We start from the raw sequence: 16,259 nt of genomic DNA on the forward strand, positions 1-16,259 counted from the left end.
AATCTCTAAAAAATTTGTATCTTGAATGAAGTATGAGTTGATCCAGTAACTTCCGGGCTTTTTTTTGCATAGAAAGTTAGGTTTGGGTTGTCCTACTCAAAGTGTGAATACTCTGTTTGAGTTCCCCTAAGTAGAAACGATGGCTACGGGTGAATTGCCATAACCTCTTTAAACAGTTGATGAATGCGATCGCTCTGCGCTTCAAAGGAAAACGATCGATGAACCTGTTCCATGTTGGAGCGTAACAAGCTCAACTTCTGTGAATCATGTAACGACTCAACGAGGTCATCCAGATCTTTAAACATGAAACCAAAGGGTTTTTCTCCCCAGTATTCATGAACGAACTGGCTAGTTTGACTAATTGCGATCGGGCAAGTAGAGGTTAAAGCAAATGCTAACCGAGTGGATAAACCCGATGCAACTCTTCGTTTAATAGTATTGTTCAATTCGTTATAGAAAATCAAGTGAGCGTCGAACTGAGATATGTATTTAGCAAATCTTCCTGCTAACAAATCGGTATTAGAGAAAGCAGGATAATGATGAAGTTTAGTAATATTTTTTAGGTCGGCATTGCCATTGACAAAGATATGCACACCGCGCTCGGCTAAACGTGACAAAAAACTTCCAACCGCATCCCTTGCATCTTTATAATTGTTACTCCATAAGCTTCCAGCATTACCCGTAAACACGATATATGGTTGATTGTCAATTCGTTCAAGCTTTAGCTCTTGAGGAAGTTCAGTTCCTCCTAAATCAAAAGCTGATTCCAAAAAAGGCTCTATTAATGCCAGGTAAAGTTTTTTCTTAGCGAAGAAGACCTGCTGAGAAAATAGCTGACGCATTGCTTTTGAGTAAAAAACATAGGCATCAATCAAGTGACTAGCAAAACCGTAACGTAAGTTGTGTAGTAACTCACTCAGGAAATGTGGTGCATTAGGATAAGTATCAATCAAAAAAACAGTTTTTGCTTCTGGAAAACTGGATTTCACCACTTGTAATGGCTTGAGCGTTGGTACTCCTTCCCAACCGAATAAAATATCTGGTCTTCCCCCAAGGATTTTGACTAAATTATTTCGGGTAGACTCAGGTAATTCCTGATAGAAATTAAAGACAGTTGTAGGCTCAGTAATACCCCAATCTGTTAATTCCTGAAAACTGGGTTGAGTTGATTGCCAATATACGGTAGCTACTTGATGACCAGCCTTACTCAATCCATTAATCCAATTACTACACATTGGGTTTTGGAGTGCTTTAGAACCAACAACAAACAATATTTTTAATATTTGCATATTCCCTGAAAATGTAAACAACTACAACGAATTTCTTGATAGACATCTTAGGGGGTTGCATAAAAACTGCATTGATGACCAGAGGATTTGACACAACAACAATATAATTACCAATAATTTTTTAACTCCTTGAGGAAAATTTAGGTATAAATTGATTTAGTATTTTCTGAGCTTTCTTTTTAGCTCGAAAAGCCAAGCCTGGATTGTCATGCTTAAAGTGGTAATACTCTGCTTGGGTATCACGAATTACAAATGGTGGATGCTTTAAAGGGAACTCCATTGCTTTAGTAGGTTGATTAGCAAGTCGATGATCGATTTCTTTGGTATGAGTTGCTTCTGCATGGAAACCACAATTAGAAATCAGGTTAACATTGGCGATCGCGCTTAAACCGTTTTGAATCCAACAGGCGAATGTCCACTGATAATCCCAAGTGTCAATTGTACCACTGTAAACGTTCTGAAATTTATTCTCCCAGGCTTCAATTATTTCAGGCTGAAACAGTATGTCCTTGCACCAATTACCATCCTTGATCAGCGGCCAGAGTTTCATGTTTACATCGTAATATTGCCAAGCTCTTCGCCAAGTTGCCCAGCCCCAAATAGGGGTTGTGCAAGAAAAGAAGTAGCTGTAATTTGTTCTCTTCAACTTTGAACGAGAGCTATCACCACAAACGGACATAATTCTCGTATCATCACGATAATATTCAAGTAGCTCTTCACAAAAAGGGAAAAAAGTAGGATGGGGTAAACAATCATCTTCTAAAATAATTGCTTCTTCAACATTTTCAAATACCCAATCGAGTCCACTAGAGACGCGATTTTTACAGCCTAAATTGCTGTCTGAATAATTGGTCAATAGTTCGCATTGCCAATCTATTGAATCAATAATTTTGCGAGTCGCAGCACACTTTTCCATTTCATCAGGTCGATCGGGGCGAGGCCCATCAGCAACAACTAATAATTTTGGTGGTTTAGCTTGCCGAATCGCTTCAAATACTTTTTTTGTTGTATCTGGACGCTTAAAGATTAAAAATGCAACAGCGGTTTTCATAAGGCTTTATCAACAGTAATTAATCGGTGAAAACACTTAAATCCTATACTCATTTTTACAACAAGCTCTACAGATCAGTACAATTAGTACAGTCATCAATTAGTGAAAAGCGTTAATTCATATATTCATTTTTGCAGCAAGCTTTACCAGCTTTTACGAACTTACTTTAATTGGGAAGAAGCAGCTTGAATTAAATAAGGAATATAACGATGTGGTGCAAGAAATTGGTTGTAAACCTCACGATTTTCCCGTTTCATTTCTGCGAATTCTTTTGTGGTTACTGATTCAAAGTGTTGAATCATAAAATCAGCAATGTTACTTAAAGATTCAGGGGGAACTTTAACCATCTGAATCTTTTCTTCAAAAGGAAAGGTTTTATCAGTATCAACAATTAGAGGAATACGCCCAGCATTGAGAGTCATATAAAAACGTGCAGTGTAATTACCAACACCTCGGACACAGAGGATATAGTCGCTTTTGGACATATTTTCATTAAATATCGCTTCTATAGAATTGCGGTTTGGATTAGCTAAATTGTAATAATCTTGTAGATTATTTGTGATGTCAAAGTTGCACTGAATTCTCGCGTCACGGCTTAAAAATTGCATTGCTGCTGCTCGCAACCTGTGACTCATTCCCTTTTTTAATCTGAGGTCTATGGGACGAGCAATATTACCTTTTGCCAGAAGCTTTTTTGCTACAAATAATGGCAATGCTCGACCAACTTTAAACAATTTTCCGTCTGAATTTGTTGTGCCAGAAAAACCTACGGATGGTTTACTAGAATAAGTATCAACAGGCAAAGATTCTAATTCTTCTTTCTGCTTTTGTTTAGTCCAGTAAGGTCTCTCGAACTCGTTTTCCAGCTTTAATGTTTTAAATAAACCAAATCGAAGAATACTTGCATGAGGAATTATTAAAGGTTTATCATAGTCGCAGGTTGCATCAATAATTATTGGTTTGTCAAAAGATTCGGCGAGTCGAACTGCATCAAAAACCGAAGAGTCGAATGTAAAATCACCAGGATCAAATACTTTGTTTGGAAAAATGGCGATATCACAATCTTTGATGTTTGTGACTTCCTCCCATGCTGACTGAGCTATAAGCTGGCTAAACTCTGGGTTTCTGTTTGCGGGTCTTAGAGGATATAAAAACTCTACAGGTGTTTTTTCTGGTGCATTAAAGGTATATATTTTCATGGCAAATCCTCTCAGTATCTAATTTGTATTAATTACAGAACTATTTAGTGTTCTCTTCTGAAGAAAGGTAATTTACTAATTATAAAATCAAGTGCCAAAGCTTTTGTCATAGCAATACCTATTTTTCGACTCGGTGGGTAAATTAGAAGAATTAAATAATCAGAAAAACCATAGGATATAACGGTGGCAATGGCTGCTCCTGTTCCTTGATAACGTGGAATCAAAAAAGAATTAAGCAAAATATTCATTCCGGCACCCATAAAGGTTGTTAGAGAGCCAAAGCGCAACATACCTTCTGTTGTTACCCAGATAGCTCTAATTAGCCCTAAAGATACAAAAACTCCAGCCCATATATAAATGGTTAATACTGTACTTGCATCAATGAATTTTGAACCGTATAACAATGTAATTATTGGCTTTGCTAAAAATGCTGTCCCGATACTAAGAGCATAACCCAACACTACTACAAGATTTAATGCTTTCTGAATGCGGCGATAGTAACTTTCCTCTCCTTTCTGCTTGGCTTGAATAATAGCTGGATTTACAGAACTTGAAATTGCAATGGGTACGAAATACCAAATTTCTGCGAGTCTTACACCCACTGAATAAATCCCTACTGCTTCATCCCCAGCCATGATACCTAGCATCAACTGGTCAACTCGCATATAAATTGCGACCGAAAAACCAGCGAGAATATTAGGCCAACTTTCCTTTAATAAATCCCTTGCCAAGGAAAAGTTAAAGTTCCAGGTCTTAAATAAATGTCCAGTAAGACGATAAACAATGACTAAACCAAGAGCGCTGAAAGCAATTTCTCCCAAAGTTATAACCGCAAAAAAGATCAACGGTGCTTTTGCCTGAATTAATAAAATTTTAATGGCATTAGCTAGAATATATGCACCATTCTTAGCATAAACAACATACTTCGATTGAACTTGGGATTGAAACCAAAAATCAATAACATCAAATATCTGAAAAATTAAACTAAGAGCAATAATCCCGGTGATCCATATACTTTCTTGATCGTCAGTTCGTATTAAAAAAATAGTAGCTATTGCCAGCAGAAAGGATATAATCCCTCCGACCAGCTTTAGGATAAATGTTGTACCTAAAATCTCATTTCCAGAGGCAACATTTCTCACAAGGTCACGAATTACAATACTGCCAAGTCCTAATTGGGCAATAACGCCGAATAATCCCACAAAAGCACCTGAGTAGTTAAGCAGTCCAAATTGTTGAGGGCCTAAATAGCGAGCTACCCAAACCCCTACAACCAACCCAATGCCCAGACGTAGGACATTATCAGCCATCAACCAAAATATGTTTGCGATGACCTTACGAAAATTGGGGCTTAGTTTGTGCTGAATTTCTATAATCCTATTAAGCATTGAGTTTCTGCTAAAAGTTAAGCAATTATAACGATCGCTTGCTATAAAGTAGCACTTAATGAGTACTGTTTTGCCCTTCCCAAGTTTAATCGAACTGCAACAATAACATAGAAGAACCAGATGTAATTTGCTACGAAAAGTTGAGTTTCTGAAACGTTTGACATGATAACGTATGCAATTATTAGTAATGGAAATACTGATTCAGCTGATTTCGATCGCCCCCAAAAATTAAATGCCCGAACCAAATTTAGAATCAGTGAAACTAAAAATAGTCCTAATCCAATACAGCCTATTTCCAAAGCTAAATCTAGAAAACCATTATGACCATTCGGCGGAATAAATCCCCGAACTGCTCTAATATGTGCAGCAGGATTTTCTTCTCCTCGCCAAGATTGCCAAAATCCTTGTACTCCATAACCTAATATTGGACGTTTGGCAATCGAATCAAGCATTTGAGGCCAAAACTCTGTTCGACCTGTCAGGGTTGTATCTTTACCAAAAGCTCCAAAAATCGCTTCTAAGTTTGTAGTCAGTACTATATAACCAAAGATAAATACAAAAATTAGCAGCATTCCTATCAATAAAGATTGTTTTGGATTAAACTTCTGCATAAAATTATGCACAAAGAGAAAGCCTAAAAGTACAATGAGGGTAAAGAATGCTTGTGCAGAGGCAGATTTTACCAATAGAAAAAATGACAGAGCAATTACGCCAATGCTAACTAAGCTCTTTTTAGATAAGTAGTGATTGAGCCAGAGTGTAATACTCAAAGCCATACCAGTTCCTAATTTAATTGGAAATGGGAAAATGCCTATCCAACGTACATCAAATGGAGGAATATCGCTTATATCGATTCCTTTTGACGGTATTGCTAAAACAGTGAAAATACTTAGAATTGCTGCAACACAGCACATCGATCGGGCATATTTTTCTAGTCTATCCCAGTCATTTTTTCGAGCAATTTGAGCAGCAAACAAACTGATAAAGAATTGAATTATAGCAAACCTAAGACAGACCAAAGGGGTTTCTGAAAACAGGCTAGAAAAAAAAGAAAGTATTAGTATAGTTCCCAAATAACTATCTTTAAAGAGATAAAATAAGCTTTGAGAAAAATCACGAAATAATGGTTTAGATAAAACTATGAAAAAGCCATAGACAGCTAACTGAACAATTGCTGATATAAAAGTTTTGTCGCGACCAGCAAGCGCATCCGGTTGAAGATAGATAAGAGGAGGTATTGTGGGTTTAATTAAAAGTAATAAAAATAAAACAATAGTAACTTTTTCAAAAATGATGGCTATCTTTTGTATCCTAGCCAAACGAAATAATAATAAAAAGTAAACAAAAAAGATGCCTATTAAGATAATTAGAATTGGTGGATTTAGAACAAAATCTCTCATAGAGAATACGATAAGCTGTTAAGCATTTAAACAGGGATAAGAGCATTACCTTTATTTTTAAGTTTTCGCTCCCATTTAATAATTAACTGTCCTTCATTTAAAAGTTGATGTAATAAATATTCTAATTCTTCGATTGATTTAAATAGTCGATTAGCAATAAATTCTTTTGTTGAATGCCAAACTAATTCAATTAAGTTATAATCCGGGCTATATTTCGGGAGAAACTCTAAATGAATATTGGGCATTTCAGCGGCAACTTTCTGGAGATATTCTGCCTTTTTATGAAAACTAGCATTGTCGAGAATTATCACTATTTTGGCTCCTTTTTCAGCAAATTCATCGGCTTCATTGCCAGCAGCTACCCATTCACCAATCAATTCTTGATAAAACAGTTTTAGCACTTGATAAAAACTTTCTGAATTGCTTTTATCCAGAAATTCCACAAACCTTTTCTTGTCGGAATACCTCAGCCCTCCCATTACATTAATCCGACCCTTTCTTCGATCTCCTCTCACCTCTTTTCGGCTACCTTTTTTACACCAATTCTTTCTTTTTATCACGCTTAAACTAAAACCGCTTTCGTCCCAAAACCATACTTGTAAACGTTCTGGATTCTCTTTTTCTATTTTTAAATATTCGGTTATCTTCTTTTTAAATTCTTTTCTTTTTTCCGGCTCTCGCTTTCCCTCTAAGCTGTACTTCGCCCAGAGGTAAACGAACTTTTTTTGCTCTAATATTCTCCTAACTTGCGACCCACTTAATTTTATTCCTGTCGTTTCTGCTAAATATGTTGCTAACCTTTGTGCCGTCCATCTGCCAAATTCGTATCCTAATTCTTTGGGTTCTTTATCTACTGTCTCTAATAATATTTCTCTATATTTATCTGTAGCTTTTTGATGATTACCCTTCATCCTTTCATCGACTAGGCTTTCTAGATTATCTGGATCTCCATGTACGCACCAATAAGATACTTTATTTATTGAACAGCCCAGAAATTCCGCTATTTTAGCTTGAGTTTTTCCATCATTTAGCAACAGTAACATCAGAATTCTTTCTCTAATGTTTCCATTTTCTTCTTCTTTTAGGGCTTTTTGTAGCTTCTCTACTTGTTCTAAGCTCAGATGATTCTTTGCTGGCATTTCCTGACTCATTTTGCTCGGTTGACTTTTCCATTTTACCCTATTTAAATGATTAACAGCTTATAGGTCAGTAATTTTTTTATTTAGCTGCTTTTTTTAGATATTTTTCTTTATATTCTTAACTCTGAAGTCTTAGATAGATGAATATTATCAGTATCTAATCCTGAACTTTTTATCTCAAATTTATGGAACATATTAACCATATAGAAATAAAGTTGCTTAATTTAAGGGATGCTCTACGCTTATTTAATTTATATTATGTTTTTCAAGTTCGTCAATGTTGTTGATAAGTAAATTTTTTTTAGCTATTGCTAAAAGAGTTGATCTTATTTTTTGTTGAAATTTTAATTTAAAATCGGCATACCACTGACGAATAGTTGCAGATAACTTCTCCGCCGATTCAATAGTTGAATTGTCCAGAAAATGCTTTACTTCTATCCAAGAAGAAAAAGCTGGTATTGGATGCGCGGAAAATATTTTTGTGTAGTAATCGTATGGCTGAAATGGATAAGACCTTAAGATGATAGGAATTGCACCTGCTTCAAGTGCCTCAAATAAACGGTGAGTGTCAGCGCTGACATTACCCCTCGGGCAAGGAATGAAAATAGACTGATTAAGTATTCTCCAGTAATCTTCCCCTGAAAAGCTTTCTTTACTCATAAAGCCCTGGTACTCATAAATTAAATTAGGTTCACAACTTCTTAAAGTTTTAAGCATTATTTTTCTATCGGCATTATTGGTGTTACCACAAAAACTCCACTTATATTTTCGCTCAACTACTGTACAAGTATTTGGTTGCTTAACTCTTCCGAATTTATCTGTATATCCCAATGGCAAGGGTAATACTTTACCAATAGGTAAAACTGGCAAATATTGCCTTTTCATAAATCGCAACCCATGATAGTAAGTGAAACAGTAGTTGTGAACTGTAGCAGCTAACAATTTTATTCCTCTATGTCTGCCAACGTACTGAAATGGGTAGAAAAAAGAACTTACACAATTCTGTAAAAGCTGTGTTTTTCCCCCCATCGGCCTAAAATGATTTCTAAAGATTACTTTACATCCCTCTAAATAGTAACTAGATATATTGTGATCGTAGTTCTCATCATATACATGGATCAACCCGAAACTTATTCCTTGCTGGCTCAAATAAGATAGTAACTTGTAGTTTAAGCTTCTGTCTTTTACCCCTACTGCCATATCTCCATGAACTACAAATAAAGGAAATGTACCTCTTCTAAGAGAGCCATCAAACTCTCTAATAGGATGACTAAAAACTTCAGATATCCAAAGATTAACCCTTAAGGTGCCAGGGTGTAGATTTATTAAATCAATAAACATAAAATTTTCTTCCTAAGCTTGGAGTTTTCAGTTTTTGATGACCCGATTTACTAATTTTGGCTGATACCATTTGTTCATCGGTTTCGAATTTTCCTTAGAAGGAACCTGAGTCTTGATTTAACTTTATCTTATTCAAATTGTATATGGATCTCTCATCCGAGATTGTCTTTTCGTAAATTCGCTAATTGAGGGATTACCGTAGGGATCGATGACACCTGTTACTGATTGCCATAATTCAGCAGGTGCGATCGAAATCTTATAAGAAGTATCTGCTTTGCGAATATAGTACCATTTGGTTTCCTGGCAATGCTGACACCAAAAAGCTTCTAACCACTCATTCTGCAATTGCACTGCTGTTTTTTCAGCAATCAACTGTAAAGCATTTTTTCGAGAAATTCCACGCTGTCGAAGTTCACCAATCTGACTGGCAAAGAGCCGATATTTTTGGCTCACACTATCAAGATAGCAAGCATGGATAGGGCAGTAAATACTGCGTCGCTTAGAACGTTTCCGATTCCGTTTGTGTCGTTCCCGATGTTGGGAATCCAGGGTTGACAAAGATGAGTCATTTTGCATTGGAGTATTACTGATTAGGTTGTTTCATTTTTTGATACACGATCTCCTTGCGTTAGCCTCCTTTGCTACGTTTGAAGCAAAAATTTCGGAAGCTACCTGGAGGAACTGAGATCTAAATGACCATCGAAGCTCTCTCCACTTCATCAATGCAGAATTGACTCAATTTGGTTAATGCTAACTTAAGGGCTTCCCTTAAGCTATTTTTTTAGAATACCATAATTTTTCAGTAATATTACGATAATATTATACCTTCAAAAAAATATATCATACTTTCATATAATTTACGAGTATAGAGTCTGTGTGTTAACCCACGTTTCAGAGTTTAAAGCCAATAGTCCCGAAGATTGGGCGATCGAACTTGTAAATTCTGGCTCATCACACCGGATCTTACAGCAGCATTAATTTCTCTACTTATTTGTTCTATATGTTTTGGGAAGTGTGGGTTAATAATAAACTCCAGTTGTTAACATTCTGGTAAATGACGAGACTCGTTTAGGACAATAGCAAAATCTAAACCATAAAGCACTTTAAAATTAAATTATGCGTCTCACTCAGATTCCATCATGTTAAAGTACAACCCATTGCATTACTTACCCGCTTCTGAGGAACTCCCTGACTCTGACGATACACCAGTGGATAATCAACTACAACATTTAATTCCTGGTTTGCTAGAAGCAATCTTAGCTTTAGTTTGGGCGAACCGCATGGATTGGTTTTTCGGGGTTGATATGGGGATATATTACAACCCAGAAGCACCTGCGGTAGTTCCAGATGGATTTCTTAGCTTAGGAGTAGAAAGAGTTTTTGATGAAAACTTGCGCCTGAGTTACGTATTTTGGGAAGAAAATCATATACCGCCAATCATGGTATTAGAAGTGGTTTCCCAAAAACGTCGCGGAGAATATACGAAAAAGAAAACACTTTATGCGGAATTGGATGTGTTATTTTATGTCGTATATAATCCCCTACGTCGCCGCAAAGCACCATTAGAAGTGTATCGATTGGTGGACGGAGAGTATATTTTACAACCTGAGAGCAATCCAATTTGGCTATCAGAAATCGGGTTAGGAATAGGTAGAGAAAGGGGAACTTATCAAGGAATAACAAGAGAGTGGCTTTATTGGTATGATGAGCAGGGGCAAAAATTACTCACTCCTGAAGAACGGATTTGGCAAGCGGAACAAAAAGCGGAAAGATTGGCCCAAAAATTGCGGGAATTAGGGATCGATCCTAATTCTTTGAATTGAAGTTTGGGTATGGAATTTTTTAGCGATCGATCCCAACAACATATATAATTAGTTAATACTAAAATTAACGCTGATTAACTTTTAAAATAAATGACGAGACTTATTTACGAGCAATTTGCTAAAGATTACCTAAAAGAATTGTTAACCCTGCTGGGGGAAGTGGAAACTAGCCGAGATGTCCTTGGGGAAGCGCGAGAAATAGATCGGTGGTTCACTCCTTACCCATCAGAACGAAGAGACGATGCCAAATTATTAGGATTGTTGGGACAACTGGCAAGTACTCGATCGATCTTTGAACCTTTCCACAATGCTGTAAACCCCAATCAAATTCGCAGTTGTATAGGTAAACTATTTGACATCCATGATAATTTACAACGCCAGCACCAACAGGAAAATAACCATATTGAAGAAGCTAATTTACCTTGGTTGTGGATTCTTTCACCTACTATTTCACCTAAGATTTTAAAGGGATTTAAAGCTGAAGAAAACCTAAGTAATTGGCCTGCTGGAGTTTACTTTTTGGGAGAATACTTCAAAACAGGAATTGTGGCAATTCACCAGATACCTAGTACGTCGGAAACGCTATGGTTGAGGGTTTTAGGTACAGGAGATGTGCAAAAACAAGCTATTAAAGAAATAGGCGCACTTCCATCGAATCATCCTTTACGTTCAAACGCTCTTTTATTATTAGTTAATTTGAAAGCAACCATTCAATCAAGTCAAAATATCGATCGCGAAGCTCAGGAGTTAGTTATGGAATTGTCACCACTACTTTTACAATGGCGAGAAGAAGCTGTACATGAAGGAGAAGAACTAGGTTTACAGCAAGGTTTGGAACGAGGCGCAAGAACAGAACGGCGCAGCATAATAGAAAATTTTTTGCGAGTGCGATTTGGTGTTTTGGATGAAGAATTATCGGGAATTATTCAGCCTTTGTTGGAATTATCAGCAGAGGAATTTACCAAAGTATTGTTGCTGCAATTATCTCGCGAGGAACTGTTAGCTAAGTTTGGTGGTTAATAGGTACAAAGTCTTCCAAATGGGTTTCGTCTTCGGACACAATGGTTAAAGTTCCGATCGCACTCTGTTTGCGCTAATGTCATCCCACCCAACAAGCATTAATATAAAGAAGTGTTAATTACCTTTTCTGGGTATGGACTGGCAAGAATTTTCTGGTAACTGGGTGCTGATTCCCAAACGTCCGATCGCGATCGTACATTTCTTAGGTGGGGCTTTTGTCGCCGCTGCTCCCCAAATTACCTATCGTTTATTATTAGAATACTTGGGCAAACAGGGCTATCTAGTAATAGCTACACCTTTTGTCAATACTTTAGACCATGCGGCGATCGCTAAAGATGTACTGCTCAATTTCGATCGCACTTTAGAACAATTGCGCCGTCGAGGATTACTGCGCCAAGGATATCTGCCTATTTATGGGATTGGGCATAGTATGGGTTGCAAATTACACTTATTAATTGGTAGCCTATTCCCCGTAGACAGGGCTGGTAACATTTTAATTTCCTTCAATAACTATGCTGCTAAAGATGCCATTCCCCTAGTCCAACAATTCAATTTAAGTAGCACTTTTAACGTGGAATTTACGCCTTCGCCTTTAGAAACTAAGAATATTATCCTGAGAGGCTACCAAATTCGACGTAATTTATTAATTAGATTTTCTGATGATACGATCGACCAAACTCCAGCCTTAACTCAATTGCTACAAAAACTCTTTCCCGATCTGGTTTTAGCCAAAACTTTAAAAGGTAGTCACTTAACACCTTTAGGGCAAGATATTAATTGGCAAACCGGACAGGTGTTTACTCCTTTTGATGCGATCGGACAATGGTTTAAGCAAGAAATTTATCGGGAACTCAATCAATTAAATTCTGTAATTTCTCATTGGCTTGACCCCTTATCTTCATTACCATAATGTTTAACCATTAGTAAGCAATTGCGATCGTCACTACTGCGGGTATAACTCAGAATATCTGTAGTTGCTTCTAATAGCCGCAAACCCCTTCCCCCACCAGAATCATTTTCATGATTCGTCGGCATCAGTTTGAGTTTTTCCTTCAAATCAAACGGAAAACCATAATCCCAAACTCGCATTTCTATAGAGTTTTCTGTAACTGTAACTTCAATATCAATTGGTACTTCCGAAGGTTTACTTTTATGAGCATGACGCACTGCATTGGTAAATGCTTCCGCCAAAGCAAGTTGACAGCGCAACCACACTTCTCTAGGAATTCCTGAATTATATAACCGATCGAACCAAGTCAGAACCTCAGTTAGCGCTTTTAAATCGGTCTTCAGTTGTATGCGACTTTTGCTTAAAGTTGACAATTTCACCAAACCCTTACCTTCAAGAATTCCCAGGTACTAATTTAGTTGATTCTTAGCCAAGAGTCCAATTGCATTTGTGATTTTATGTATAATTACAAGGAATGCTCTAGGACACCCAGGCAGAAATAATCCATTAGTTGAATAAAGGTGAAAAAAGTTTGTACAAGCTTTGTTTACCTTCTGCCTGGTAGCCTGGTAGCCTTCTTACACTAGTTTAACTCCTGCTAGTGCTATTATCTTAAATCTGCATCTCACCAACTTAGACACAAATTTTGGATAACTTTGGTTGAGGATTCTATATTAAGGCAATAGTATCATTACTTAGTCCATGTTTCAAATTCTCGTAGTTGATGACGATCCTGCTGTTCAGTTAATCCTGACAAGGTTGCTAAAAAAACAAGGTTATGATGTCACCGTAGCCAGCGATGGTGAATCTGGTTTAGAACAAGCGAAGCAATTACATCCAGCCCTAATTATTTGTGATTGGATGATGCCTCGTTTAGATGGAATTGAGGTTTGTCGGCGGGTGAAAGCTGACAAAGCACTTTCCACTACGTTTTTTATTTTACTAACTTCTTTGGGATCGATCGAGGATCGAGTCAGAGGATTAGACGCAGGTGCAGATGATTTCATTTCTAAACCAATAGAAGTGAATGAATTAAAAGCTAGGGTAAGGGCGGGATTACGACTACACCAACTAAGTCACGATTTACAAACCCAAAAGCGAATGCTAGAAGCGGAATGGGCGGAAGCTGCCGAATATGTCCGTTCTCTGTTACCAGAACCTTTAACTAAACCAGTAAATATTCAGTCTATATTTATTCCTTCTCAACGTTTGGGAGGAGATTGTTTTGATTATTTTTGGCTAGATGGGGATTCTTTAGCTATTTATTTGTTAGATACAGCTGGACATGGATTAAGAGCTACGCTACCTTCTATTTCTGTATTAAACCTTTTGCGATCGCGCACCATTCCTAATCTCAATTATCATCAACCTAGTGAAGTTTTAAGCGCTTTAAATCAAACTTTCCAATTAGCCTACCAAAATGACAAATATTTTACTATTTGGTACGGAGTTTACAATCAAGTCAGTCAACAATTAATTTATGCCAGTGCAGGTCATCCACCAGCAGTTCTCATCTCAGGAAATTCCCCTAATCGTAGACAAGTCCAATCTTTAAGAACGCCTGGTATGCCTATTGGAATGTTTCCCGATGTCATGTTTACTGATAAAATATGTAAGATTGAATCTCCTAGTAGTCTCTATATTTTTAGCGATGGGATTTATGAAATTCATCAACTAAATGGCAACCTCTGGTCTTTAGATGAATTTATTAATTTGTTAGCTAATACGAGCAATTCTAGTCAGTCTAATTTAGAGTCAATCTTGCAAACGGTGCGATCGATCAACCCCAAACCAATGTTTGATGATGACCTATCTATCTTAGAAATTCATTTTTAAATTACTAACTAACTGTTCGGCATTTAACTGCACAACAGTTGATGGAATTAGTCAGAATCTGATGAAATTATTGAATCATAATTCTTGATAAACTCATTGCGATCGGAGAAGATTTTAAAAACCTTATTCATACTGGTGAGATCGAATAACATCCTAACTTGATCGTTAATCGCACAAATAAATATCTTGGCTTTTGAAGCACGTACTGTTTTTAGTGCTATTACTAAAGAGCCTAATCCCGAACTATCCATAAAAGTCACATCTTGAAAATCGATCAAGACAACTTTAGTGCCCTTTTTTATCAAATCAGTTACTTCATCTCGGAATTTAGTACCTTGTTCGCCGTCTAAAATACCGATGGGTTGTAGAATTTTAAAATGAGGATCAGAATTCATATTGCTTATAAAATAGGTTTGTCTGAATGTTTGGGAGTTAACACAGCTAAAAATTTTTCTAATATTTAGCCGCTTTTTGTATTAGCTTAACGTTAATGTTGCTACTACTAGCATTTGACTTTACCACAAACAGTGCTTATTTAACTTTTACTTTGTCAAAGAAATCAGCTTCACTTTAGCGCGGTAGAGAAGTTTGTCGCCTTGACGGTAGCCAACATGAGTTACCTTGACAGGATCGCCTGGTTGTGCTGTTCCGTCTATGAGTTGATGCTGTTGGGGATCGAATGGTAGTTCTGCACCTACGGAAGCGATCGCCTCCACTCCCCATTCTCGCAAAAGTTGTTCCACAGGGCGTAACAGCGGCAACAATTTCACCGCTGGCGCTTGGGGGTTTTGTTGAGCAGCATAAGCTGCTGTAGGCCATTGTATCAGCCAAGATTCCAAAGTTTGCAGACTTTTTTGTTGAAACTCCTGCTGCAAAGTAAGTTTCTGTTCTGCGAGTTGCTTTTGTAATCTTTGGTATTCCTGTTCGAGTGCTGTTGATTTGTCTGATGACTCAGTAAATAGGAACTGCGAAGCCGAAAAAGCGGCTAAAAAGTCTTTTAGCGGCATTTGCAAGGTAGAACTCAGCTTAAGAATCGTCTCTACTTGCATTTGCATCACCTCACCGCGCCGCACTCGTTTGATTTGTCGTTCTGACACACCTGCTTTCTGACTCAGTGCTTTGAAACTGGAAACACCGATCGACTGCATTAGTTCTTGCAGTCGATCGGTGTAGTCTAGAAGCGGAGACTGATTCATTGGGGAATGGGACAGTTTTGAGTTTTGAGTTTTGAGTTTTGAGTTAGGAAGAAAGTTATGAGTTTTAAGTTATCTCCTCTGCCCCTTTGCCCCTGAAGCTTCTCTCAATTATGCAGAGTTTATTGATTAGTGAGAATGCTACGGAGCATCCAAGCTGTTTTTTCGTGGACGCGCAGGCGATCGGTCAACATATCTAAAGTAGATTGATCGTCGCCCCGTTCCGCAGCTGGATAAATAGAACGAGCAGTTTTAGCTACGGCTTCATTACCTTCTACCAGCAAGCGTACCATTTCCTCTGCACTAGGTACATCTTTAGTTTCAGGAATTGAGCTTAACTGAGCAAAGGTGCTGTAAGAACCGGGCGCAAACACACCCAAAGATCTGATTCTTTCAGCAATTATATCCACTGCGGCAGCTAATTCGGTGTACTGCATCTCAAACATGGTATGCAGTGAGGGGAATAGTGGGCCTGTGACGTTCCAATGAAAGTAATGTGTTTTTAAGTAAAGTGAGTAGGTGTCAGCTAACAGGCGCGAAAGTCCGTTCGCAATTTCTTGACGGGCTTCTTCATCAATGCCGATATTTAAAGGTAAGGATTTTGATTGTACTTGCATGATTTTCTCCTTTA

At 37.5% G+C, this 16,259-nt stretch carries 16 protein-coding genes; 4 read left to right on the forward strand and 12 right to left on the reverse strand.

Features of this window, described 5'->3' with window-relative positions:
* Nucleotides 1-143: 143 nt before the first annotated feature.
* The 8 genes from ACE1CA_RS17790 to ACE1CA_RS17825 form a co-directional block, all read right to left on the reverse strand.
* On the reverse strand, nt 144-1,289 hold the full coding sequence (locus tag ACE1CA_RS17790) for a hypothetical protein (protein ID WP_413282001.1): 1,146 nt from the start codon (nt 1,287-1,289) through the stop codon (nt 144-146).
* A gap of 121 nt (nt 1,290-1,410) precedes the next feature.
* A complete protein-coding gene (locus tag ACE1CA_RS17795; RefSeq protein ID WP_413282000.1) occupies nt 1,411-2,340 on the reverse strand; it encodes a glycosyltransferase family 2 protein in 930 nt (309 codons plus the stop codon).
* Between the two features lie 161 nt (nt 2,341-2,501).
* Nucleotides 2,502-3,539 carry a hypothetical protein gene (locus ACE1CA_RS17800; RefSeq protein WP_413281999.1) on the reverse strand — a complete coding sequence of 346 codons (1,038 nt, stop codon included), beginning with the start codon at nt 3,537-3,539 and terminating at the stop codon, nt 2,502-2,504.
* A gap of 44 nt (nt 3,540-3,583) precedes the next feature.
* Nucleotides 3,584-4,849 (reverse strand): flippase, encoded by a 1,266-nt coding sequence (locus tag ACE1CA_RS17805; protein ID WP_486517425.1) that lies wholly within the window; start codon nt 4,847-4,849, stop codon nt 3,584-3,586.
* 119 nt (nt 4,850-4,968) lie between these two features.
* The gene (locus ACE1CA_RS17810) at nt 4,969-6,327 is read right to left on the reverse strand and encodes an O-antigen ligase family protein (RefSeq protein ID WP_413281997.1); all 1,359 of its coding nucleotides are present in this window, start codon (nt 6,325-6,327) and stop codon (nt 4,969-4,971) included.
* Between the two features lie 26 nt (nt 6,328-6,353).
* Complete coding sequence (locus ACE1CA_RS17815) at nt 6,354-7,466, reverse strand: IS630 family transposase (RefSeq protein ID WP_486517950.1); 1,113 nt, start codon at nt 7,464-7,466, stop codon at nt 6,354-6,356.
* 246 nt (nt 7,467-7,712) lie between these two features.
* Entirely contained in the window at nt 7,713-8,807 is a 1,095-nt protein-coding gene (locus ACE1CA_RS17820) for a glycosyltransferase family 47 protein (RefSeq protein WP_413281996.1), read from the reverse strand.
* Nucleotides 8,808-8,939: 132 nt separating this feature from the next.
* Nucleotides 8,940-9,383, reverse strand: a complete 444-nt coding sequence (locus tag ACE1CA_RS17825) for a hypothetical protein (RefSeq protein ID WP_413281995.1) — start codon at nt 9,381-9,383, stop codon at nt 8,940-8,942.
* A 563-nt stretch (nt 9,384-9,946) separates the two neighbouring features.
* On the opposite strand from ACE1CA_RS17825, the gene ACE1CA_RS17830 reads away from it, so the two are divergent.
* From ACE1CA_RS17830 to ACE1CA_RS17840, 3 genes are all read left to right on the forward strand, one after another.
* The gene (locus ACE1CA_RS17830; protein WP_413281994.1) at nt 9,947-10,630 is read left to right on the forward strand and encodes a Uma2 family endonuclease; all 684 of its coding nucleotides are present in this window, start codon (nt 9,947-9,949) and stop codon (nt 10,628-10,630) included.
* 90 nt (nt 10,631-10,720) lie between these two features.
* A complete protein-coding gene (locus ACE1CA_RS17835) occupies nt 10,721-11,650 on the forward strand; it encodes a hypothetical protein (RefSeq protein ID WP_413281993.1) in 930 nt (309 codons plus the stop codon).
* Between the two features lie 133 nt (nt 11,651-11,783).
* Complete coding sequence (locus ACE1CA_RS17840; protein ID WP_413281992.1) at nt 11,784-12,560, forward strand: DUF1350 family protein; 777 nt, start codon at nt 11,784-11,786, stop codon at nt 12,558-12,560.
* Here ACE1CA_RS17840 and ACE1CA_RS17845 read toward each other — a convergent pair.
* A complete protein-coding gene (locus tag ACE1CA_RS17845) occupies nt 12,527-12,979 on the reverse strand; it encodes an ATP-binding protein (RefSeq protein WP_413281991.1) in 453 nt (150 codons plus the stop codon). The genes ACE1CA_RS17840 and ACE1CA_RS17845 overlap by 34 nt on opposite strands.
* A gap of 322 nt (nt 12,980-13,301) precedes the next feature.
* Between ACE1CA_RS17845 and ACE1CA_RS17850 the strand changes: the two genes are divergently transcribed.
* Nucleotides 13,302-14,435, forward strand: coding sequence for a PP2C family protein-serine/threonine phosphatase (locus ACE1CA_RS17850; RefSeq protein ID WP_413281990.1), 1,134 nt, complete (start codon nt 13,302-13,304; stop codon nt 14,433-14,435).
* 47 nt (nt 14,436-14,482) lie between these two features.
* On the opposite strand, the gene ACE1CA_RS17855 is transcribed toward ACE1CA_RS17850, so the two are convergent.
* The 3 genes from ACE1CA_RS17855 to ACE1CA_RS17865 all read right to left on the reverse strand — a co-directional run bounded on the left by ACE1CA_RS17855 (nt 14,483) and on the right by ACE1CA_RS17865 (nt 16,245).
* The gene (locus tag ACE1CA_RS17855) at nt 14,483-14,830 is read right to left on the reverse strand and encodes an STAS domain-containing protein (RefSeq protein WP_413281989.1); all 348 of its coding nucleotides are present in this window, start codon (nt 14,828-14,830) and stop codon (nt 14,483-14,485) included.
* 147 nt (nt 14,831-14,977) lie between these two features.
* Entirely contained in the window at nt 14,978-15,631 is a 654-nt protein-coding gene (locus ACE1CA_RS17860) for a helix-turn-helix domain-containing protein (RefSeq protein ID WP_413281988.1), read from the reverse strand.
* Nucleotides 15,632-15,750: 119 nt separating this feature from the next.
* Entirely contained in the window at nt 15,751-16,245 is a 495-nt protein-coding gene (locus ACE1CA_RS17865) for a Dps family protein (protein ID WP_413281987.1), read from the reverse strand.
* Nucleotides 16,246-16,259 lie beyond the last annotated feature (14 nt).

The sequence above is a fragment of the Floridaenema evergladense BLCC-F167 genome (genome assembly GCF_041929205.2).
Lineage (GTDB): Bacteria > Cyanobacteriota > Cyanobacteriia > Cyanobacteriales > Aerosakkonemataceae > Floridanema > Floridanema evergladense.